The following is a 20,589-nucleotide window of genomic DNA, read 5'->3' on the forward strand; positions in this document are numbered from 1 at the left end:
TGGTCATGTCGCCCGGTACAGGTCGTAGGTGACGTGCTCTGGGCCGCGAGCGCCGGTGGCCAGGAGGACGCTTCGGCCCAGCCAGGCGTATTCCTCCGAAGATGTCTCGGCCGCCACCGTGAAGCGGAAGTAGTAGTCCCGCGGGTCGACGTCCTCACCCCGGGCGAGGGCCGCCAGCACGTGGGGGCGTCCGGTGCGTACGCCCTGGGCGGAGAGTGCGACCAGGGCCCCGTCGGTCAGTTGCAGGGTGTAGCGGGCTTCGATCAGCGCCGTGCCGTTGTCCAGGACCGTCTGCCAGTCGGCGCCGCCGGGCAGCACCCGTCCGGCCAGGGCGGGGCCCTGCAGGTTTCCGCCGGCGATCGGGACGATGCGGCGGCGGCCTGACGGTGTTTCGCCCAGTTCGATCACCGGCCCGAGGTCGACGGTGACAATGGCCAACGGCTCCAGGGTCGGCAGCGGAAGGCTCAAGGTGGGCAGGGGATCGGTGTGGCGTTCTGTGTCATTCATGGGGTTACCGTCCCGTCATCGCGGCTGCGGCCAGCCGCGGGAACAGGGCGTGGGCGTTGGTCTCGTTGACCGCGGCAAGGCTGTCCGCGTCCAGATCGCCGTACGCGTCCAGACCCGCGGTGAAGTGGGCGATGGTCGGCTCGGGCGGGTACGGGTAGTCGCTGCCGAACAGGACGTGCCCGGGTGTGGCGAAGGCCAGCAGGCTCGGCAGTGAGGCAGGGCTGGCGCTCAGCGCGGTGTCGAAGTAGAAGCCCGCCAGCGTCTCCAGCAGTTCCTCCTGGCTGCGCCGGGGGCGGCCGAGCGCGGTCTGGAAGTCGTGGGCCACGGTCAGGGCCGCGATCCGGTGGCTCGCGTACGGGGTGAATCCGCCGGCGTGCGAGAGGATGATCTTCAGGCGGGGGTAGCGGTTCGGAATGTCGTTGAGCAGCAGGTTCACCGTGGCGCGGGTGGTGTCCAGCAGGAAGTCCACGGCGAAGGCCGGGATGCCGGAGACTGCGGGCCCGGGCAGCGCGTTGGGGTGCAGGAGGACCACGGCGCCGCGCCGGTCGAGCTCGTCCATCAGCGGGTCGAACCGGGGGTCGCCGAAGTACACCCCGTCGTTGTTGGCGAGGACCACCACGCCGTCAGCCTGCAGTTCGTCCAGAGCCCGGACCGCTTCGGCCATCGAGGCGTCCACGTCCGGCAGCGGCAGGCAGGCGAACTGGCCGAAGCGGTCGGGCCGGTCCTTCGCCAGCTCCGCGCCGTAGTCGTTGACGGTTCTGGCCAGCCGCAGCGACTGGGCGGGGTCGCCGACCCACACGCCGGGGGCGGACAGGGACAGGATGCCGACGCCGATGGCGTTGCGGTCCATGAAGTCCAGGGCGCCGGCGGCGTTCCAGCCGGGGAAACCGCGCCCGCCCGAGGTGAGCACACCGTGATCCTTCAGGGTGTCGACGTAGCCGGGCGGTATCAGGTGTTGATGGACGTCTATGCGGGTCATGTGCCACTTCTTTCTGATCTCGAGGCTGGCGCGGCGCGTCGGCCGGAGAGCATGTCGCCGACCGGCACGAGGCGGGGATGGGGCGCGGTACGCGCCGCAACAGATGCCAGCGCCGCGAGCGGCGCGAGGTGGGCGTAAGACCACGGTCCGCGCGCGGCGGACACTGGGGGCCACGCTGAGCTGAAGGCCGGGGCCTAGCGCGGCGGATACGGCTCTGTGTCGTATCCGCGCATCAGCTCCAGGGTGGCCTCGGCCTTGATGCCCCCCGGCCCGACGCCGAGCGCTCCCATCTCGCGGAAGTAGCGGATGTAGCGGTCGGGTGTGTAGGTGACGAGCATGACCGCGGGCTCGTCGGGGTCCGGGTTCGCGAAGGTGTGCGGCGCGCCGATCGGTGCGGTGATCAGTCCGCCGCGCTTGACGTCGATGTGCTCTTCCGCCGAGGTGAAGCGGATCAGCCCGGAGACGACGTAGAAGACCTCTTCGTGGACCCGGTGCAGGTGCTGGGGCGGCCCCTGGGTCGAAGGGGCGATGTGTACTTCGGTCAGGCCGACCCGGTGGCTGGTGTTGCTGCCGTCCTCGACGATCCGGATCTGGATCGGACCGTTGTCGATCAGTTCGCCGCCATCGGCGGCCACGTATTTCACCTTCACGACGCAACCTTTTTTGTGAGACGATTGGACCGTCATGAGGCGTGTGTATCACGAAAGAGAGGGGGTGCCAATGGTGCGCCTTCACTCGGCCGCACGTTTCGGGTGTGCCAGTACCTGCCGGCGGTTGCGCGGGTTGCGCTCGCGGCGGAAGGAACGTGATGACTGAACTGAACGGCGCGACCGTTGTCGGCAATCTCGCCGTCCATGCCCTCGTCGAGAGGCTCGCCGTCGAGCTCGCACCGCGGGCCCGCGCGAACGCGGTCGCGCCGACGTGGACCGACACCCCGCTGTGGGCCGAACTGCCCGATGCGGAGCGCGCCGCGACCAAGCGGCACTTCGCCGAGACCATCCCGCTCGGCCGCACCGCCACGATCGACGAGCTCGCCGGCGCCTACCTCTTCCTCATAACGAACGACTTCGTGACCGGCCAGCAGCTCGCCGTCGACGGCGGCATCATGCTCGGCTCCTGAATCCGCACGACACCCCGCGAAAAAGAAGGACGGATACTCATGACGACTTACACCAACCCCTCCGTGCGCAGCGACCATGCGCTCACCCTCACTGGCGCGGAATCGCTGCTTGAGGAGGGCCTGCGCATCGCGCGCTCGCGCGGCCTCGAGCTTTGCCTCGCGATCGTCGACCCGGCGGGCTTCCTCCTCGCATTCCGGCGCATGGACGGTGCCCCGCTCGTCTCGATCGAAGTAGCGATCAGCAAAGCCCGCACCGCTGCCTACCTCAAGAACCCCTCCAGGGCATTCGAGGAGATGATCGACGCAGGCAAGCCCTCGATGCTCTCCACGCCCGGCATCGTGCCCCTGCGCGGCGGCGTGCCCGTGGGACTCGGCGACGCGCTCGTGGGCGCAGTCGGTGTCAGCGGCGCCACCGGCGAAGTCGACGACGAGGTCGCTGAGCAGATCGCGGCCTCGCTCGTGTCAGAGCAGGCGCGCGACGCATAAGGTATGCCGGCGCCTCCGCCCTCCGGTGTAGCCACGCTTGCTGCGTCAGCGTGCCCACCGGTGGCCCGGACGATTCGCGAGCCAACTCGAACGCGGGCGTACGGATGGTGCGTGGTTGTGCGGATGCGCTGGACCAGGATGGTCGTGGCACGGTGCGTGCCCTGGCCGGAGCGTTCCGAGCGGAGTGTGCCGTGCCGCCGCTGCTCTGATCGGCGAGGAGTGGCTTGACCGCCCTGAATCATGTGGATCTTGAGTGCTCCCGCCTGACGCTGCAAGTCGGTGGCGCTTTGTGCCCGGCAGTCCCTTGCTCGGCCGCCCGACTTGCAGGGTTGGGCGGCTCGGCTGGAGAGATCTCGCCACTCACCCCGGAGCCTTGCCCGGGCCCGGTGGCCGCCTTCCGGCTTCTGGCCCGCCGTCGGCAGTCCGGCCCCGCCGGCAGCCGGGCGAACCACTGCTCGGGCCCCGTCGGGATTTCCACAGCTCACCCGTCACCAGCCACACCCGATCCCTCTGCCGCAACCTCACCGTTACCCGCCCATTGCCCGGCCAAGCCAGTATGACTAGCCTGTGTTCGTCATGCCGATCGTCTGTTGAAATTTCGAACACAAGGGAGGGGGCCAGTTGTGGGACGCCTCGTACCTGCCGTAACCAGGGCTCTCGACATACTCGAGCTCTTCCTCGACGGAGACGGCACGCTCTCCGCCCCCGACATCGTGCGCAAGCTCCAGTTGCCGCGCACCACCGTGCATGAACTGGTGACGACACTCGCCGCCCGTTCCTATATCACGCCCGTACCGGGTCAGCCGGGACGTTACCGGCTCGGGGTGCGGCCGTACCAGCTCGGGAGCCGTTACTCCGAGCAGCTGGACCTCGCCGCCGAGGGCCAGCAGGTCGCCCGGTCCGTCGCGGAGACCTGTGACGAGACCGTGCACGTGGCGATCCTGGAGGGCGCGGACGTCATCTACATCGCCAAGGTGGATTCCACGCACGCGGTGCGCATGGTGTCCGCCGCGGGCCGCCGGCTGCCCGCCCACTGCACCTCCGTGGGCAAGATGCTGCTCTCCTCGTTGCCCGAGTCCGAGCTGACCGCGCGGATCCCCGACAACGCTGACCTGGTCCGGATGACGCCGAACAGCATCACCGAACCGGCCGCCCTGCGCGAGGCCCTCGCCGAGATCCGCGCCCGCGGCATCGCGGTCGAGAGCCGCGAGTCGAACCCCGACGTCAGCTGTGTCGCCGCGCCGGTGCGTGACCGCACGGGCCAGGTCGTGGCCGCGCTCTCCATCTCCGTACCGATGATCCGCTGGAGCGACGAGCGCCGCGCCGAGCTGGAGCAGCTCGCAGCGAAGGGCGCCGCCCAGCTGTCGGAGCGGCTCGGACACCGGAGCGTGGGATGACGTACGCGTACGACGTCGCCGTCCGCGCGGAGGCGGACCTCGGCGAAGGTCCCACCTGGGACGCCGACGCCCAGCGGCTGATCTGGATCGACATCCTCGGCTCCCGGGTCCACACGTACGACCCGGTCTCCGGCCGTCGTACGGTCATGGTCACCGAGCAGCACGTGGGCGCCGCGAAGCCGCGCGCGGGGGGCGGCCTGGTCGTCAACCTCCGTGACGGCGTGGGTCTTTACGGTCCCGATGCCGGTCCTGATTCCGATTCCGATGCCTACTCCGGCGGGGAGTCCTCCGGTGGTCTGGGCGCCTCGGGCGGCTTTCGGTGGTTGTACCGGGAGGTCGTCCCCGGCCGTCGTGCCAACGACGCGGCGGTCGCGCCCGACGGTGCCCTCTGGGCGGGCACCATGCGCTACGACGAGGCGCGGGGCGGCGGGACCCTCTCCCGTTTCGCCCCCGACGGCACGGCCGAGACGGTCCTCGACGACGTGGCGGTGAGCAACGGCACGGGCTGGAGCCCCGACGGCCGCCTCATGTACTACATCGACTCACCGACCCGCCGGATCGACGTCTTCGACTTCGACGGCCAACGGGCCACCGACAGGCGCCAGTTGGCGATCATCGAGGAGGGCGCGGGCTGGCCCGACGGCCTCACCGTGGACGCCGACGGCTGTGTCTGGGTCGCCCTGTGGGACGGTGGCGCGGTCCGCCGCTACACCCCGGCCGGTGAGTTGGACCGTGTCGTGGAGCTTCCCACTCCGCGCCCCACGGCCTGCGCCTTCGGCGGCCGCAATCTGACCGACCTCTACATCACCACGGCCCGTACGGGCCTGGCCGCCCCGCACCCGCTCTCGGGCTCGGTCCTGGTGATCCCGGGTGCCGGAAAGGGCCTGCCGCAGCCGGCGTTCGCGGGCTGAGGCCAGGGTGTAGGCCGGCGAGGGCAGGGTGCGCTGGGCGGTGTGGCCCCGCGCCTTCAGGGCGCGGGGCTGTGTCCATATGCGGCTCCTCCCCCACTCTCGGCTCCTCCCCCACTCTCGGCTTCGCTCGAGCGGGGGGACCCCCATGAGCGGGGGACCCCCATCGTGGGCGCGACCAGCCACGATTCACCCGCAGCCGCAAACGCACCAGTCCACCCACCCCACCCGGCGCTCCGAAGGGAAACCATTGCGTACCGCCCGCTTCACCCTCGACCCCGCCTTCACCGTCGGTGAAGTCAACCCCCGCCTCTTCGGATCCTTCGTCGAGCACCTCGGCCGCTGCGTCTACACCGGCATCTTCGAGCCCGGCCATCCCGAGGCCGACGAAGCGGGCCTGCGTACGGACGTGTTGGAGTTGGTCCGCGAACTCGGCGTGACCGCCGTCCGCTACCCCGGCGGCAACTTCGTCTCCGGCTACAAGTGGGAGGACTCGGTCGGTCCGGCCGAGGAACGGCCCCGTCGGCTCGACCTCGCCTGGCGGTCGACGGAGAGCAACCGTTTCGGGCTCTCCGAGTACATCGCCTTCCTGAAGAAGATAGGCCCGCAGGCCGAGCCGATGATGGCGGTCAACCTCGGGACCAGGGGAGTGGCTCAGGCTCTGGAACTCCAGGAGTACGCCAACCACCCGGCCGGGACCGCCCTGTCCGAGCAGCGGATCGCCCACGGTGACAAGGACCCGTTCGGCATCAGGATGTGGTGTCTCGGGAACGAGATGGACGGCCCCTGGCAGACCGGTCACAAGACCGCCGAGGAGTACGGGCGGGTCGCCGCCGAGACCGCCCGCGCCATGCGGCAGATCGACCCCTCCGTCGAACTGGTCGCCTGCGGCTCCTCCAGCCAGTCCATGCCGACCTTCGCCGCGTGGGAGGCGACGGTCCTGGCGGAGACGTACGACCTCGTCGACTACGTCTCGCTGCACGCCTACTACGAGCCCCAGGACGGCGACGTCGACTCCTTCCTGGCCTCCGCCGTGGACATGGAGTCGTTCATCGAGAACGTCGTCGCCACCTGCGACCACATCGGTGCGAAGCTCAAGTCGAAGAAGAAGATCAACCTCTCCTTCGACGAGTGGAACGTCTGGTACATCTCGGAGTGGCACGCGATCGAGAACTCCGCCGAGCGGGACTGGCCGGAGGCCCCCCGCCTCCTGGAGGACAACTACAGCGTCATGGACGCGGTCGTCTTCGGCTCGCTCCTCATCGCACTGCTGCGGCACGCCGACCGGGTGACCGTCGCCTGTCTCGCCCAGCTCGTCAACGTCATCGCGCCGATCATGACCGAGCCGGGCGGCCCGGCCTGGCGGCAGACGACGTTCTTCCCGTTCGCGCAGGCCTCGCGGTACGGGCGCGGGGAGGTCCTCGACGTACGCGTCGACTCGCCGACGTACGAGACGAAGAAGTACGGGGAGGCCGAGCTGCTGCACGCCACCGCCGTGCGCGCGGCGGACGGCTCGGTCACCGTCTTCGCGGTCAACCGCAGCCGGGATGCGGCGATGCCGCTCGAAGTTGCCCTGAACGGGCTGGAGTTGACTTCGGTCGTTGAGCACAGTGTGTTCGCGGACGCGGATCCGGATGCGCGTAACACGCTTGCCGAGCCGGAGCGGGTCGCTCCGCGGGTTGTGCGGGGGACCACGCTCCAGGGCGGCACCCTCGGCGCCATCCTGGAGCCGTTGTCCTGGAACGTGATCCGGCTGGCCTGACAAGGGCTGAGCCGGGGGAGGAGCCGCATATGTCACAGCCCCGCGCCCCCAAAGACGAAGGGCGCGGCGAACGGTCTCCCCCGTGGACCATTCGCCGCCGCCCCTCAGCCGCCCCTCACAGGAGCACGTTAGGAGGCGGCGTGGCTTGGGGACCACCGTGCACGGTGGTCAGATTCGTCGGTCGGGTGTGCACGGTGCGCAGCAGCCACGCGCAGCGCGTGGACCAGGTCGTGGATGCCCGAACCGGTGGTCAGCAGATCGCGGTTGAGGAGGCGTTCGGCGGCGCGCAGATGGGCGCGGACGGTGTTGCGGCTCAGGCCCACCCGCGCGGCCGTCCGCTGGGCGTCGGTGTTGGCGTCGATCCAGGCCTCCACGGTGAGCAGCAGATCGCGGTGCTGGGTGTCGTGGAGCGGGCGGAGGAAGGGTTCCGCCCACGCGGTGGCGGGGGCCGTGCACAGGAGTTCGCCGAGCGGCGGCGCGACCGGCTGGACGGTGTCGGCGGGGCCGGGGAGCAGGGGAGTGAGGGCCAGGGCCAGATCGAGCGTGGCGCGGGTACGGACCTCGCCGAGGTCGATGCCCAGGGCCTCCTCCGCCCGGCGGCAGTGCGCCGTGACCGTGGTGCGGCTGAGATGCAGCAGGCGGGCCACGGCGGCCCGGGGGAACGTCACGACCATGCGGATGACGTCCACGGTGGGCTTGGGGACGGTGTGCAGCGGCTCCAGGAAGGCGCCCGCCCAGGCGACGGCCGGCCGGCGGGGCAGCACGTGTGCCAGCGAGGGCCGTCCCCGGTAGGCGGCCAGCCGGTCGGGGGAGTTGCGGGCGACGGCCAGGGCGTGCACGGCCTCGCCGTAGGCCTCGGCCGTGGCGGCGAGCGGATGCGGGCGGCTGACGCCCAGCGCGTACCCGGGGTTCTCCTGGACCAGCCGGCGCAGCACCTCGCCCTGCCGGAAACGGCCGCCGAGTTCCGGGTCCTCGGCGATGGGGCAGATCAACTGCTCCTTGAACGCCGGGCAGTGCACCATCAGGCCCGGACCGTGGTAGCCCGAGGAGTCGAGGTAGGTCCTGGTCAGCTGGTCACGGTCGCCGGGCGGGCAGTGCAGCAGATGGACGCGTACGCGCTCCGCGTTCAGCAGCGGCGGGACGTCGCCCGTGGTCATCCGCCGGGCCATCGTGACGTCCCCGGCCAGCAGCGCGGTGAAGACCGCGAACCGCATCTGCCGTGCCTTGTGCTCGTAACCGCGCGAGCTGTCGGCGGACTCGGACGCCCGGCCCAGCAGTTCGACGAGGCCGCCGGCCTGCGACGCCAGGGTCACGGCGTCCCGGGACAGGGGTGAGGCGCTGACCGTCATCAGCACCGGACGCGGCTCGCGGGTGCCGAAGGCCTCCAGGTGCACCTCCAGCTCTCCGGCCTGTGTCGTGGCGGCGGCCAGCCGTCCGTCGGCCAGGCGTGCCACCTGGTCCCGCAGTTCGCGGGCGAGCCGCCGGGGGAATCCGGCCGTCGCCACCTCGATGGTCTCCCCGCACCCGATCCACGCGACGTCCGCTCCGATCCGCCGTCCGAGCCACGTCAGCACCTCCGCAGGGCTCCCGTGCCGCCGTACGAGCCGCAGCAGCTCGTCGAGATCCTCCGCGTGCCCCGGCACCTCCACAGCCGCACTCACCTTCCTGCCATCGCGACGAACCTCCAAGGTTAGATGCTGTTCCTGTCGGTGGTCAGCCTTCGGCGTTCTGTGTTGCGTGTTCTGTGTTCTGTGTCAGGCGACCGCCGTCGGCGCCAGGGAGCGGAGCTGGCTCAACGCCGCCGCGACGGCGGGGCGTTCGTGGCCGCCGGCGCGGGTGCAGGTGAGGAGTTTGCGATGCGGGTCGCCGGTGCACCGTACGCGGGTGATCGGCAGGTGCGGGGTGAGATGGGCGAGCCGGGGGATGAGGGCGATCCCCAGACCGTGGGCGACGAGGTGGGCCATGACGTTCCAGTCGCGCGCGTGGTGGACGACGTCGGGGGTGAAGCCGGCCGCCCCGCACGCCGACATCACGTGCACCCGGCAGGGGCTGTCCTGGACCGGCGCGATCCAGTCCTCGCGGGCCGCCTCCGCGAGGTCGATCCGGCCGAGCCCCGCGAGACGGTGGCGGTCGGGCACGACCAGGTCGAACGGGTCGTCCAGAAGCGGCTGTTGGTCGAAGCGGGCGTCGCCGAGCGGCGGGTTGCGCGGGGTCGCCTCGACGACCGCGAGATCGGTCTCGCCCTCGAAGAGCAGGTCGAAGCTCGACGGGACCTCTGCCTCCTGGATCCGTACGGAGAGCCGGGGGTGGCGTTCTCGCAGCAGGGCCGCCATCGGGGCGAGCAGGACCGAGATCGCCATCGGGATGCCGCTCACCCGCAGCAGCCCGGCCGGGTCTCCGTGGTCGGCCCGCAGATCGAGTTCGGCCCGTTCCCAGCGGGCCTGGATCGCGTCCGCGTGGATGATCAGACTCCGTGCGGCTTGCGTCAGCCGTACGCCGCGTCCCTGGGGCTCCAGCAGATCGACCCCCAGTTCCCGTGCGAGCTGGCGGACCTGTTGCGAGGCGGCGGACGTGGTGAGGTGCAGGGCGCGGGCGGCGGCGGTCACCGTGCCGTAGTGCTCGACGGCGCGCAGTACGTGGAGCCGGCGCAGATCAATCATGAAGCCCACGCTTCAAGGTTCGGTCCAGAAAGTCAACCTGGACGTACACAGAGCTTCCGGTTCACGCTGGTGGTGTCGCGACGGTTCATCCGGCCAGCCCGCCAGCCCGCCACCCCACCCCACCAACTCGCCACCTCGCACGAGGAGTTGCAGACAGATGACCAGCACAGCTCACCCCCTGAACCGGCCCGAAGATGACGCGTGCCCGTTCTGTGGTTGGCCCGACCGGGCCGAACCGTTCCAGGTGGTGTCCCGGCATGGCACCGCGGGCGGCCAGACCGTGTGGGTCCGCTGCGGGTGCGGCTCGCTGCAGATGCGCGTCGTGGACGCCCGCGGCATGCGCGTCGCCTCGCGCAGTCGGCCCGCCGAGGAGGGGGCTGCCGGTGTGTGTTCGCTGCGGGCCGGTGGGGGCTGGTCGCGCAGTTCCCCGCGCCCCTAAAAGCCCCGACCGGCCCGCAGCCGAGCCACAGGACTCAGCCGGTTTCCGGAACTCAGCCCGTTTCGACGCCGAGCGTCAAGGTGCCCGCGTAACCGGAATTCGCCGTGCTGCCCAGTGCGGTGAGGGTCAGCAGGCCCGAGGCGGCGCCGCCGTCGTCGTAGATGGAGTCCTGCGCGAGGGTGGTGCGGGGCACCGTGTTGGCCGCGTACGCGGCCACCTCCGCCACGTCCTCGGTGATCGCCTCGTCGAAGAACAGCTGCCCGGTGTGCAGCTCCTGGCCGCCCTCGAAGGAGCCGTCGGAGGTCAGGGTGACGTCGGTGTGCACCTTCACGTGGATGTGGATGCACCGGCCCCGGTACCAGCCGGGATAGACGCTGGTGATCCGGGCGATCCCGTCGGAGCCGGTCAGCACCCCGCCCCGCAGGAACGTCCCGTTGTCCGGCTCGTCGTGCCCGTTGCCCCCGACGAATCCGGAGTACTCGCCGAGCGCGTCGCAGTGCCAGATCTCCACGAGCGCGTTGGCCAGCGGGGCACACGTGTCGTCGTCGACGACGGTGAGCGTGAGTTTCAGCGGGACACCGGTTTTGTCCTCGCTGACGTCGGCGCGGACGAGCTGTCCGTCGAGGTAGTAGGGGCCTTCGGTCATCTCCTTGGTGAGGGTGCAGACGGCCGCGGCGGCCACGGGAGCCTGGTCGGCGGTCGAGGAGGTCGAGGAGGGGGCTTCGGGCGCGGCGGCGCCCACCGCCAGCGTGGCCGCCGTTGCGCCTGAGGCGATGAGTACGGTCCGGCGTCCGATCGTTGTGTGTGTCATGAGCACGGGACCGTAGAAGCGGAATCTGTCGGGGTGCTGTGGGAACGGCAAAGTGACGAGGCGTCAAGTCGCTTGTGAGACACGTGGGGCTGCTGTGCTCCGCACCCCTCGGGACGCGAAAAGGGTGCGGGCCCGCGTCTCCCCTCCGAGCGCGGGCCCGCACCCTTTCCCCTTGTGCCGGGGCCGGGAGGGTCCTGGCCCCCCCGGCCGGCGAGGGCCTCGCTGCGGGATGGCGAGGCCCTCGGGCAACCGGTCCGGTGGTCAGCCGACCCGGTCGACAGCCGCGGCCGGCCAGCCGGCGCCGTTCGGCGGCGTGTTCGGCCAGCCGGTGGCCTGCTGCGGCACGGGTTGGGGCACCGGCTGCGGCATGGCCTGCGGCTGCTGTTGCGGATACGCCTGCGGCTGGCCCTGGGCGGCCACGGCGGTCAGCCCGCTCGGCATACCCGTCGTGCCGCGGGTCTGGGCGGCCGTGAGCGGCTGCGGCTGCCCGGGGATCCCGTTCGCCGCGGCGACGAGCGGCTGTTGTGGCTGGGGCTGTCCCATCATCCCGTTCGCCGCGGCGGTCAGCGGCTGTGGCTGCGGCTGTCCGGCCATCCCGTTCGCCGCCGCGGTGAGTCCCGGGTACCCCTGTCCGTTGGTCGAGCCGACGAGCCGGTCGACCGCCGCCGTGCCCGAGCTGTAGCTGGTCCCTGTGCCCAGCGCCGGCACGGCGGCTCCCCTCCTGGTCCCGTAGAGCACCGACTCCAGGCCTGCCACCAGGCGTTGTACATCGGCCTGGGGGCGCACCACGAGCCGCAGGAAGCGGCTGGACGAGCCGATCTTGTTGCCGCACTCGCGGACCAGGACCCGGTGCTCGGTGAGCAGTCGGTCCCGGACCACGGTGCCTTCGGCGCCCACGGGGAGGCGCACGAAGAGGAAGTTGCCCTGCGACGGGTAGATCGTGAGACCGGGCAGCGCGGACAGCTGGCGCGCCATGTCGAGCCGGTCCCGGCGCACCATGTGCAGGCTCTCCAGGTACTCGGGACCGTGGTCCCTGAGCATGAACACCACGGTCTCCGCGAAGGAGTTGAGGTTCCACTTCGGCAGCATGGAGCGGACTCTGCCCGCCAGGCTCGGGTTGGCCACCATGTAGCCGAACCGCACGCCGTGCAGACCGAAGTTCTTGCCGAGGCTGCGCAGCACGATGACGTTGGGGCGCAGTACCGCGTCCTCGACGACACTCGGCTCGGACTCCGCGTCGGCGAACTCCAGGAACGACTCGTCGATGACGATCAGGTCCAGGTCGGCGAGCGCGTCGCAGAAGGCCATGATCGTCTGCCGGGGCAGGAAGCCGCCGTCGGGGTTGTTCGGGTTGCAGATGACGGCGGCGCGGGTGCCACGGGACCGGATGAACTGGATGTACTGGGCCGGGTCGAGGGCGAACCCGGCGCTTTCCTGGAGCGGGAACATGTCGACGCGCTTGCCGGTCTCCAGCGGCTGGTCGGTCCAGCGGCCGAAGGTGGGGACGGGAATGGCCAGCGACTCCCGGACCAGCAAATGGTCGATCCAGGTGATCAGTTCCGTCGATCCGTTGCCCATCGCCACGCACTGCGGGGGAAGTTGAAGCAGATTGCACAGCTCGCTGGTGATGGTGTCCGCGCTGCTCGGGTAGTACGTGATGATGTCGCGCAACCGGTGGGTCAGCTCATCGAACATCGCGGGCGTGGGGAAATACGGATTGCACGGGATGCAGAAGTCCAGCGGACCCGCCTCCCCGCTCTCGCGTGCCAGCGCGGCCATCGAGGGGCTGTGCGCGCCGGTGCGGAACAGCGAGGTGACATTGTCGGCCATGGACCCTCCGTCCTTGAGGGGCGGCCCGAGCGGGGATACGCGAGCCGCCCTCTAGTACGGGCGGCTGTGTGTCTCTGTTCAACGACTGTGAACTGATGTGGAAGTTGTGAAACACCTGTGAAGGCTGTTCACAAGTTGAACGAGTGCACCGTCGTCGTCCGGTACGTCTGCCCCGGCCGCAGCACGGTCGACGGGAACTCCGGGCGGTTCGGCGAGTCCGGGAAGTGCTGGGTTTCCAGGCAGAGCGCGTCGCCAGGGCCGTACGCGTGGCCGCCGGGGCCCACGAGGGTGCCGTCCAGGAAGTTGCCGGAGTAGAGCTGTACGCCGGGTTCTGTCGTCGCGATCCGAAGGGTGCGGCCGGAGAGCGGCTCGTGGACGGTCGCGATGTGTTCGGGCCGTTCCGTGAGCCCCTTGTCGAGGACCAGGTTGTGGTCGAGGCCCTGGGCGTGCCGGAGTTGCGGATCGTCCGTCCGCAGGCGCAGGCCCGCGCCGACCGTCCTCGGCTCGCGGAAGTCGAAGGGTGTGCCCGCGACGTCGGCGAGCTCGCCGGTGGGGACGAGGTGCGCGTCGACCGGTGTGTAGCGGGACGCGGCGATCGTCAGCTCGTGGCCGTGCACCGGGCCGGTGCCCTCGCCCGCCAGGTTCCAGTACAGGTGGTGGGTGAGGTTGACGACCGTGGCCCGGTCGGTGACCGCCTCGTAGTCGACGCGCCAGTCGCCCTGTCCGGTCAGCGTGTACGTGACCTTCGTCGTCAGCGTGCCGGGGAAGCCCATCTCGCCGTCGGCGGCCGTGCGGCGCAGGATGAGGCCCACGTCGGAGCCGGCGGTGAAGTCCTCGACGTCCCAGACCTGCCTGTCGAAGCCCTCGGGGCCGCCGTGCAGGTTGTTCCCGCCGTTGTTGGCGGGGAGCCCATGCTCCTCGCCGTCGAGGGTGAACCTGCCGCCTGCGATGCGGTTGCCGTACCGGCCGATGAGGGCGCCGAAGTACGGGCTGGACGCCTCGTACTCCTCGATCGTGGCGAAACCGAGTGACACGTTGGCGTACCGGCCGTGGCGGTCGGGGAGTTCCAGCGACTGGACGACACCGCCGTACGACAGGACCTTCAGCCGGGTGCCGCCGTTCTCCAGCGACCAGCGGTGGACCAACGCGCCGTCGGCGAGTGTTCCGAACAGTTCCTTCACGGTCGTCCTGTCTTCCAACTGTCTTCCAGAGCAGAGAAATGGGGCCCCGCGGGCATGTGCCCGCGAGGCCCCATCGGGAACGCTACGAACCGACCTTGCGCTTGTTCCACACGTCGAAGCCGACCGCCGCGAGGAGCACCAGGCCCTTGATGACCTGCTGCCAGTCGCTGCCGACGCCGACGAGGTTCATGCCGTTGTTGAGCACACCGAGGACGAGGCCACCGATGATCGCGCCGAGGACCGTGCCCACGCCGCCGCTCATCGACGCGCCGCCGATGAACGAGGCGGCGATCGCCTCGAGTTCGAAGTTCACACCGGCCTTGGGCGAGGCCGCGTTGAAGCGGGCCGCGAAGACCAGACCGGCCAGCGCCGCGAGCATGCCCATGTTGAGGAAGACCAGGAAGGTGACCTTCTTGTCCCGCACACCGGACAGCTTCGCCGCGGGCAGGTTGCCGCCGATCGCGTACACATGGCGGCCGATGATGGCGTTGCGCATCACATAGCCGAAGCCGACGACGAGGACGCCGAGGATGATCAGCACCACCGGGGCGCCCTTGTAGCTGGCGAGCAGCATCGTCACCGTGAGGACGGCCGCGACCAGGGCCACGATCTTCAGCAGGAAGAGCTTGGCGGGCGGCACGTCGAGCGCGAACTCCTGCTGCCGCCTGCGGTCGCGGACCTCCTGGAGCACCACGAACGCGATCACGGCGAAGCCGAGCAGCAGCGTGAGGTTGTGGTAGTTGGTGTCCGGACCGACCTCGGGGAGGAAGCCGTTGGCGACCTTCTGCAGACCCTGCGGGAACGGGCCGACGGTCTGGCCCTCCAGGAAGATCTCCGTGAGACCGCGGAAGAGCAGCATTCCGGCGAGGGTGACGATGAACGAGGGTATGCCGAGGTAGGCGATGAAGAACCCTTGCATGGCTCCCGCGGCGGCGCCCAGGAGCAGGCACAGCACCACGGCCAGCGGCCAGGCCACGTCGTGATTGACCATCAGTACGGCCGCCACCGCGCCCACGAACGCCGTGAGCGAGCCGACCGACAGGTCGATGTGGCCCGCGATGATGACGAGCATCATGCCGATCGCGAGGATCAGGATGTAGCTGTTCTGCAGCACCAGGTTGGACACGTTGCGCGGCAGCAGCAGGTCGCCGTCCGTCCACACCGCGAACAGCACCACGATCAGGCCGAGCGCGATCAGCATGCCGTACTGCCGCATGTTGCGGCGCATGCCGTCCAGCATCAGCTGGAGCAGGCCGTCGCCCCCGGTCGAACCCCCCTTGCCGGCGGGCGCCGGGGCCGGGGACTTGGCGGTCACATTCGTGCTCATCCGTCTTACCTCTTGTCCTTCGTCATCTGGCGCATCAGCACTTCCTGCGTGGCCTCGGCCCGCGGGACCTCACCGGTCAGCCGTCCGGCGGCCATCGTGTAGATGCGGTCGCACATTCCGAGCAGTTCCGGCAGCTCGGAGGAGATGAAGACGACCGCCTTGCCCTCGGCGGCCAGTTTGTCGATGACCGTGTAGATCTCGAACTTGGCGCCCACGTCGATACCGCGGGTCGGCTCGTCCAGGATCAGCACGTCGGGGCCTGCGAAGATCCACTTGCTGAGGACGACCTTCTGCTGGTTGCCGCCCGACAGCTTGCCCACCGGCTCGAAGACCGTCGGCGCCTTGATGTTCATCGACTTGCGGAAGCTCTCGGCGACCTGCCGCTCCCCGTGCTCGTCGACGACACCGCGCTTGGAGACCTTGCCCAGGGCACTGAGCGAGATGTTCCGGTTGATGGTGTCGATGAGGTTGAGGCCGTAGTGCTTGCGGTCCTCGGTCACGTACGCGATCCCGTGCCCGACCGCCTCGGGCACGGTCTTCGTACGGATCTCCTTGCCGTCCTTCAGGACGGTGCCGCCCGCGTACCGGCCGTAGGTGCGCCCGAACACGCTCATCGCGAGCTCGGTGCGCCCGGCGCCCATGAGCCCGGCGATGCCGACGATCTCCCCGCGGCGCACCTCGATCGACACGTCGTCGACCACCTTGCGCTGCTGGTCGATCGGGTGGTGCACGGTCCAGTTGCGGATCTCCAGGGCCGGCGCCGTGCCCACCTCGGTGTCGTGCGGGGTGCGGTCCGGGAAGCGGTGGTCGAGGTCGCGCCCGACCATGCCGCTGATGATCCGGTCCTCGGTGGTCTCCGGGGCCTTCACGTCGAGCGTCTCGATGGACCGCCCGTCGCGCAGGATCGTCACCGAGTCCGCGACCGTCTCGATCTCGTTGAGCTTGTGCGAGATGATGATCGAGGTGATGCCCTGGTCCTTGAGGCCCAGGATGAGGTCGAGGAGTTTGCCGCTGTCCTCGTCGTTCAGAGCCGCCGTCGGCTCGTCGAGGATCAGCAGCTTCACCTTCTTCGACAGCGCCTTCGCGATCTCGACGAGCTGCTGCTTGCCCACGCCGATGTCGGCGACGCGGGTGTCGGGGTGCTCGTTCAGCCCGACCCGCCGCAGCAGTTCGGTCGCGTGCTTCAGCGTCTCGCTCCAGCTGATGAAGCCGCGGGTGGCGTGCTCGTTGCCGAGGAAGATGTTCTCCGCGATGGAGAGATACGGCACCAGCGCGAGCTCCTGGTGGATGATCACAATGCCGTGCTGCTCACTCGCCCGGATGTCCTTGAACTGGCAGACCTCTTCTTCGAAGAGGATCTCGCCCTCGTAGGTTCCGTGCGGGTGAACGCCGGAGAGGACCTTCATGAGGGTCGACTTTCCGGCGCCGTTCTCCCCGCAGATGGCGTGGACCTCGCCCGGCCGGACGCTCAGTGAGACGTCCGACAGCGCCTTGACGCCGGGAAAGGTCTTGACGATCGAGCGCATTTCCAGGACGGGTCCCGCCATGGTCGTGCCTTCCAATCCTTAGGAAACGGCGGTTACTTGAGGTCGCTTTCCTTGATGTAGCCGGAGTCGACGACAACTTCCTTGTAGTTGGCCTTGTCGACGTTCACCGGCTCCAGCAGGTAGGCGGGGACGACCTTCGCGCCGTTGTCGTACGTCTTGGTGTCGTTCGTCTCCGGCTTCTTGTCGCCCAGGACGGCGTCGACCATCTTCGAGGCGACCTCGGCGAGCTGGCGGGTGTCCTTGTAGACGGTCTGCGTCTGCTCACCGGCGATGATCGACTTCACCGAGGCGACCTCGGCGTCCTGGCCGGTGACGATCGGCAGCGGCTTGGTCTTGGAGCCGTAGTCGTCCGACTTCAGCGCCGACAGGATGCCGATGGAGATGCCGTCGTACGGCGAGAGCACCGCGTCGACCTTGGCGCTCTTGTACGCCGACGTCAGCAGGTCGTCCATGCGCTTCTGCGCGGTGCCACCGTCCCAGCGCAGCGTGGTGACCTGGTTCAGCTTCGTCTGACCCGACTTGACCACCAGCTGCTTCTTGTCGATGAACGGCTGCAGGACCTTCATCGCGCCGTTGAAGAAGTACTGGGTGTTGTTGTCGTCGTTGGAGCCCGCGAACAGCTCGACGTTGAACGGGCCCTTCTTGGAGCCGTCCTTGAGACCGAGCTTCTCGACGATGTAGCCGCCCTGCAGCTCGCCGACCTTCTCGTTGTCGAACGACGCGTAGTAGTCCACGTTCGGCGAGTTGAGGATCAGGCGGTCGTAGGAGATGACCGGGATCTTCGCGTCCTTGGCCTGCTGGAGGACGTTGTCGAGCGACTTGTTGTCGATCGCCGCGATGATCAGCGCGGAGACACCCTGCGTGATCATGTTCTCGATCTGCGAGACCTGGGTGTCGGGGTCGTCCTCGCCGTAGACCAGCTTGGTCTTGTAGCCGGCCGCCTTCAGGTTCTTCTCCACGTTGGCGCCGTCGGCGATCCACCGCTCGGAGGACTTGGTCGGCATCGCGATGCCGACGGTGGAGCCCTTGGAGTCTCCCTTCGTGTCCTCGCTGCCGCCGTCGCTGTCCTGCCCGCAGGCGGACAGGGTCAGGGCCAGAGAGGCGGCCGCGGCTATGGCGGAAAGCGCTGCTTTGCGATTGCGCATGATCAACTTCCTTGATGATTCTGGACGGCTCGGTCTGGCGGTGCGTGGAGATGGAGCGAGGATCGACCGAGAGGAGGTGTGTCGGATTGTGTTCGGCCGCGTCGTCTTTTGTGAAGGGGGTGTGCTCGGAACGTTATGAGGGAATGTCAAACCGTTGGAGTGCGCCCGGCAGTCGGGAGCCCAGCGGCGCCATGTCCCCGTCCGCCCCGTGCCGCGCGAGCAGGTCCAGGGCGAGCCGGCCGCGCCGCACCCGTTCCTTCGCCGTCGACAGCGTCACGTCCCGCATGTGATGACCGTACGGGTAGATCCCGGGAGCCTTGGACAGACCGAACTTGAGATACAGCGGGGCACCACGGCGGATCAACTCGGCGACCTCGTACATGCGCACGTATCCGCCGAGATCGTCGGGGGCCTCGATGTACATGTCCATGGGCGCTGCGCTGACCCTGCGGATCTCCGTCAGGTGGTCGAGCGTGAGATCGCTCGGCACGTTGATGGAGTCGCCGCCGAGTTGCTCGTACACGGCGTAGGCAGCCGGGTTGACCGGGCCGATGAGCGCCGAGACCTTCAGCGTCGTGTCGGCCGGGATGATCCCGGCGACGCGGGCCCGGTGCAAGGTCCACAGCACGCCCTCGTCAGCCACGAGGAGGCACTTTACGCCCAACTCCGTTGCACGGACGGCGTCTTCAAGACATCCTGCTACCGCGTCGTGGCCGCGGGCGCGCAGCCCCCCGCCTCGCGAGTCGGTACGGGTCGAGCCGCCGATGTCCCACGTGCCGCGCGGGCCCGTGAAGAGGCACAACTCGATGTCGCGCTCGTTCGTGGCCTCGACCATCTCGGTGATCTCGGCGTCGGTCAGCATCCAGACGCCGCTGCCCTGGCTGATCCGGTGGATCGGCACGTCGAGCCGTGAGGATTCCTTGAGGACCACGGCGAGCGCCTCCGGCCCCTCGCACGAGGGGACTTCGGTGCGCCAGCGGCCGCCTTCCGGGAAGGCGTGCGGTGAGGCGTCGGCGGGGGAGAGAGCGGGCGCGTCCAGGCCGAGTGCGGCGAGCGCCTGCTCACCGGGTCGACGGGCCGCCTTGGGAGAAGGGTCGGTCACGAGCTGTCCTTAGCTGGAGCTGGCTTTGGCGGGATTCGCGTCCGAGGGGCCGGACGTGGTTCGTGGCGGTGGATGGATGTACGCCGGTACGGAGCGTCAGGTCTCCGTACCGGCGTACGGTTCGTGGCGGCGGCCGGTACTGCGGTACTTGGTCTTGTCGTCGGTTGTCGTTCGAACTCCCGCCGTTCGCCCGGAGGGCGGTCGACGCGCCGTCGGAGTACGTGCAGGAGGCCGCGTGGCAGGGGGAGTTCGACGAGAGGTCGACGAGAGGACTTTAAGGCCGCAGCAGTACCTTGCCGACCTTGGGGTCGCCGGACCCCACCAGCTCGATGGCGTGAGCGAACTCGTCCAACGGCAGCTCGTGCGTGACCAGCGGAAGGGGATCGAGGAGACCGGCGCCGAAGACCCGCACCGTGTGGGCCCAGGCCTCCGGCGGCGCCCCGAACACGGTGTGCACCTCCAACTGCCGTACGACGAGATCGGTGGGGTCGAGTCCCTCGGCACCCGGAGCCGGGATACCGGTGAGGACGAGACGTCCGCCGCGCCGGAGCAGGGAGGCGGCGGTGGTCGCGGCGGACGCCGACCCGGCGGTCTCGATCACCACGTCGAAGTCGTCCGGCAACTCCTGGTCCCGGGTACGGAATCCGGTGGCGCCGAACGTTTTCGAGAGCTCCTCGCGGTCCGGGCGGGTGCCCACCACGAGCAGCTCCGCGGGCGAGCCCGCCTTCAGGAACTGCACGGCGAACATGCCGAGCGTTCCGGTGCCGACGACGGCCACCCGCTCGCCGGGCCGCGCGTTCGCCTTGAGCGCCGCCGCCGCGATACAGGCCGCCGGCTCCAGCAGCGCCGCCGCCGTCAGGTCGGCGTCGTCCGGCAGGACGTGCAGCAGCCGGGCGGGCAGCGTGAGCGTGGTGGCCATGGCGCCGGGCTGGGTGAAGCCCGTCTCCTCGTAGCCCGCCGTGCACAACGTTGTCTCGCCCTCGTGACAGCGGTCGCAGACCTGGCAGTTGCGGAAGCCCTCACCGACCACCTTGCGGCCCACCAGTCCCGCCGGGACCCCGGGGCCGACCGCCTCGACAGTGCCCGACCACTCGTGGCCCGGCGTCAGCGGATAACGGACGTACCCCTCGGGCCGGTTGCCCTGGTACAGCTCACGGTCACTGCCGCAGATACCGCTCGCGTGGACCCGTACGAGGGCCTCGCCCGCGGCGGGCGGTGTGGGCTCGTGGGCGACCAGCCGGTGCTCGCCCGGACGCTCGACCACGACGGCCTGTGCTTCGGCGCTCATGACTGCTCCGTGTCGATGGGTCGGGTCGTCGCGGCGGTCGCGGCCGTCGGGGCTCCGAAGGAGCGGTGGCCGCCCCCGCGGCCCACCGCGGCGGCGCGCG

19 protein-coding genes are annotated in these 20,589 nt (G+C 69.5%); 6 read left to right on the plus strand and 13 right to left on the minus strand.

From position 1 onward, the window contains the following. Positions 1-3 precede the first annotated feature (3 nt). From OHA11_RS32890 to OHA11_RS32900, 3 genes are all read right to left on the minus strand, one after another. Positions 4-507 carry a DUF3237 domain-containing protein gene (locus OHA11_RS32890; RefSeq protein WP_266502589.1) on the minus strand — a complete coding sequence of 168 codons (504 nt, stop codon included), beginning with the start codon at positions 505-507 and terminating at the stop codon, positions 4-6. Positions 508-511: 4 nt separating this feature from the next. Then, entirely contained in the window at positions 512-1,486 is a 975-nt protein-coding gene (locus OHA11_RS32895; RefSeq protein ID WP_266502591.1) for an amidohydrolase family protein, read from the minus strand. A gap of 194 nt (positions 1,487-1,680) precedes the next feature. Continuing rightward, a complete protein-coding gene (locus tag OHA11_RS32900) occupies positions 1,681-2,136 on the minus strand; it encodes a cupin domain-containing protein (RefSeq protein WP_266502593.1) in 456 nt (151 codons plus the stop codon). Positions 2,137-2,294: 158 nt separating this feature from the next. Here OHA11_RS32900 and OHA11_RS32905 point away from each other — a divergent pair, with 158 nt between their 5' ends. The 5 genes from OHA11_RS32905 to OHA11_RS32925 all read left to right on the plus strand — a co-directional run bounded on the left by OHA11_RS32905 (position 2,295) and on the right by OHA11_RS32925 (position 7,159). Then, positions 2,295-2,606: an SDR family oxidoreductase gene (locus OHA11_RS32905; RefSeq protein ID WP_266502595.1), complete on the plus strand. Its 312-nt coding sequence runs from the start codon at positions 2,295-2,297 to the stop codon at positions 2,604-2,606. 39 nt (positions 2,607-2,645) lie between these two features. Beyond that, entirely contained in the window at positions 2,646-3,092 is a 447-nt protein-coding gene (locus OHA11_RS32910; RefSeq protein WP_266502597.1) for a heme-binding protein, read from the plus strand. Positions 3,093-3,715: 623 nt separating this feature from the next. Next, a complete protein-coding gene (locus OHA11_RS32915) occupies positions 3,716-4,489 on the plus strand; it encodes an IclR family transcriptional regulator (RefSeq protein ID WP_266502599.1) in 774 nt (257 codons plus the stop codon). After that, positions 4,486-5,400, plus strand: a complete 915-nt coding sequence (locus tag OHA11_RS32920; protein WP_266502601.1) for an SMP-30/gluconolactonase/LRE family protein — start codon at positions 4,486-4,488, stop codon at positions 5,398-5,400. The genes OHA11_RS32915 and OHA11_RS32920 overlap by 4 nt, the downstream gene beginning before the upstream one ends. Before the next feature lie 247 nt (positions 5,401-5,647). Further along, positions 5,648-7,159 (plus strand): alpha-N-arabinofuranosidase, encoded by a 1,512-nt coding sequence (locus tag OHA11_RS32925; protein WP_266502603.1) that lies wholly within the window; start codon positions 5,648-5,650, stop codon positions 7,157-7,159. Positions 7,160-7,287: 128 nt separating this feature from the next. Here the strand turns inward: OHA11_RS32925 and OHA11_RS32930 are convergent, their stop codons facing one another. Continuing rightward, the gene (locus OHA11_RS32930) at positions 7,288-8,820 is read right to left on the minus strand and encodes a helix-turn-helix domain-containing protein (RefSeq protein ID WP_266502605.1); all 1,533 of its coding nucleotides are present in this window, start codon (positions 8,818-8,820) and stop codon (positions 7,288-7,290) included. 93 nt (positions 8,821-8,913) lie between these two features. After that, positions 8,914-9,819 carry a LysR family transcriptional regulator gene (locus OHA11_RS32935; protein ID WP_266502607.1) on the minus strand — a complete coding sequence of 302 codons (906 nt, stop codon included), beginning with the start codon at positions 9,817-9,819 and terminating at the stop codon, positions 8,914-8,916. 157 nt (positions 9,820-9,976) lie between these two features. On the opposite strand from OHA11_RS32935, the gene OHA11_RS32940 reads away from it, so the two are divergent. Then, positions 9,977-10,258 (plus strand): hypothetical protein, encoded by a 282-nt coding sequence (locus OHA11_RS32940; protein WP_266502609.1) that lies wholly within the window; start codon positions 9,977-9,979, stop codon positions 10,256-10,258. A gap of 52 nt (positions 10,259-10,310) precedes the next feature. On the opposite strand, the gene OHA11_RS32945 is transcribed toward OHA11_RS32940, so the two are convergent. From OHA11_RS32945 to OHA11_RS32980, 8 genes are all read right to left on the minus strand, one after another. After that, a complete protein-coding gene (locus OHA11_RS32945; RefSeq protein ID WP_266502610.1) occupies positions 10,311-11,069 on the minus strand; it encodes an intradiol ring-cleavage dioxygenase in 759 nt (252 codons plus the stop codon). 261 nt (positions 11,070-11,330) lie between these two features. After that, positions 11,331-12,899, minus strand: a complete 1,569-nt coding sequence (locus OHA11_RS32950) for an aminotransferase class I/II-fold pyridoxal phosphate-dependent enzyme (protein ID WP_266502611.1) — start codon at positions 12,897-12,899, stop codon at positions 11,331-11,333. 128 nt (positions 12,900-13,027) lie between these two features. Further along, on the minus strand, positions 13,028-14,080 hold the full coding sequence (locus OHA11_RS32955) for an aldose epimerase family protein (protein ID WP_266502612.1): 1,053 nt from the start codon (positions 14,078-14,080) through the stop codon (positions 13,028-13,030). Between the two features lie 82 nt (positions 14,081-14,162). After that, positions 14,163-15,407 (minus strand): multiple monosaccharide ABC transporter permease, encoded by a 1,245-nt coding sequence (gene mmsB / locus OHA11_RS32960; RefSeq protein WP_266502613.1) that lies wholly within the window; start codon positions 15,405-15,407, stop codon positions 14,163-14,165. 5 nt (positions 15,408-15,412) lie between these two features. After that, the gene (gene mmsA, locus OHA11_RS32965; protein ID WP_266502614.1) at positions 15,413-16,954 is read right to left on the minus strand and encodes a multiple monosaccharide ABC transporter ATP-binding protein; all 1,542 of its coding nucleotides are present in this window, start codon (positions 16,952-16,954) and stop codon (positions 15,413-15,415) included. A gap of 32 nt (positions 16,955-16,986) precedes the next feature. After that, positions 16,987-18,099: a multiple monosaccharide ABC transporter substrate-binding protein gene (gene chvE / locus OHA11_RS32970; protein ID WP_266502615.1), complete on the minus strand. Its 1,113-nt coding sequence runs from the start codon at positions 18,097-18,099 to the stop codon at positions 16,987-16,989. Positions 18,100-18,232: 133 nt separating this feature from the next. After that, on the minus strand, positions 18,233-19,201 hold the full coding sequence (locus OHA11_RS32975) for a hypothetical protein (protein ID WP_266502617.1): 969 nt from the start codon (positions 19,199-19,201) through the stop codon (positions 18,233-18,235). A gap of 274 nt (positions 19,202-19,475) precedes the next feature. Next, positions 19,476-20,489 carry a zinc-binding dehydrogenase gene (locus OHA11_RS32980; RefSeq protein ID WP_266502618.1) on the minus strand — a complete coding sequence of 338 codons (1,014 nt, stop codon included), beginning with the start codon at positions 20,487-20,489 and terminating at the stop codon, positions 19,476-19,478. Positions 20,490-20,589: the final 100 nt, after the last annotated feature.

The organism is Streptomyces sp. NBC_00878 (genome assembly GCF_026341515.1).
Lineage (GTDB): Bacteria > Actinomycetota > Actinomycetes > Streptomycetales > Streptomycetaceae > Streptomyces.

Excerpts from the sequence above, each read along its gene's own strand:
- OHA11_RS32890 (WP_266502589.1), bottom strand. The coding sequence starts at position 507 with ATGAATGACACAGAACGCCACACCGATCCCCTGCCCACCTTGAGCCTT.
- OHA11_RS32895 (WP_266502591.1), bottom strand. The coding sequence starts at position 1,486 with ATGACCCGCATAGACGTCCATCAACACCTGATACCGCCCGGCTACGTC.
- OHA11_RS32905 (WP_266502595.1), top strand. The coding sequence starts at position 2,295 with ATGACTGAACTGAACGGCGCGACCGTTGTCGGCAATCTCGCCGTCCAT.
- OHA11_RS32910 (WP_266502597.1), top strand. The coding sequence starts at position 2,646 with ATGACGACTTACACCAACCCCTCCGTGCGCAGCGACCATGCGCTCACC.
- OHA11_RS32920 (WP_266502601.1), top strand. The coding sequence starts at position 4,486 with ATGACGTACGCGTACGACGTCGCCGTCCGCGCGGAGGCGGACCTCGGC.
- OHA11_RS32935 (WP_266502607.1), bottom strand. The coding sequence starts at position 9,819 with ATGATTGATCTGCGCCGGCTCCACGTACTGCGCGCCGTCGAGCACTAC.
- OHA11_RS32940 (WP_266502609.1), top strand. The coding sequence starts at position 9,977 with ATGACCAGCACAGCTCACCCCCTGAACCGGCCCGAAGATGACGCGTGC.
- OHA11_RS32945 (WP_266502610.1), bottom strand. The coding sequence starts at position 11,069 with ATGACACACACAACGATCGGACGCCGGACCGTACTCATCGCCTCAGGC.
- OHA11_RS32950 (WP_266502611.1), bottom strand. The coding sequence starts at position 12,899 with ATGGCCGACAATGTCACCTCGCTGTTCCGCACCGGCGCGCACAGCCCC.
- mmsB (WP_266502613.1), bottom strand. The coding sequence starts at position 15,407 with ATGAGCACGAATGTGACCGCCAAGTCCCCGGCCCCGGCGCCCGCCGGC.
- mmsA (WP_266502614.1), bottom strand. The coding sequence starts at position 16,954 with ATGGCGGGACCCGTCCTGGAAATGCGCTCGATCGTCAAGACCTTTCCC.
- chvE (WP_266502615.1), bottom strand. The coding sequence starts at position 18,099 with ATGCGCAATCGCAAAGCAGCGCTTTCCGCCATAGCCGCGGCCGCCTCT.
- OHA11_RS32980 (WP_266502618.1), bottom strand. The coding sequence starts at position 20,489 with ATGAGCGCCGAAGCACAGGCCGTCGTGGTCGAGCGTCCGGGCGAGCAC.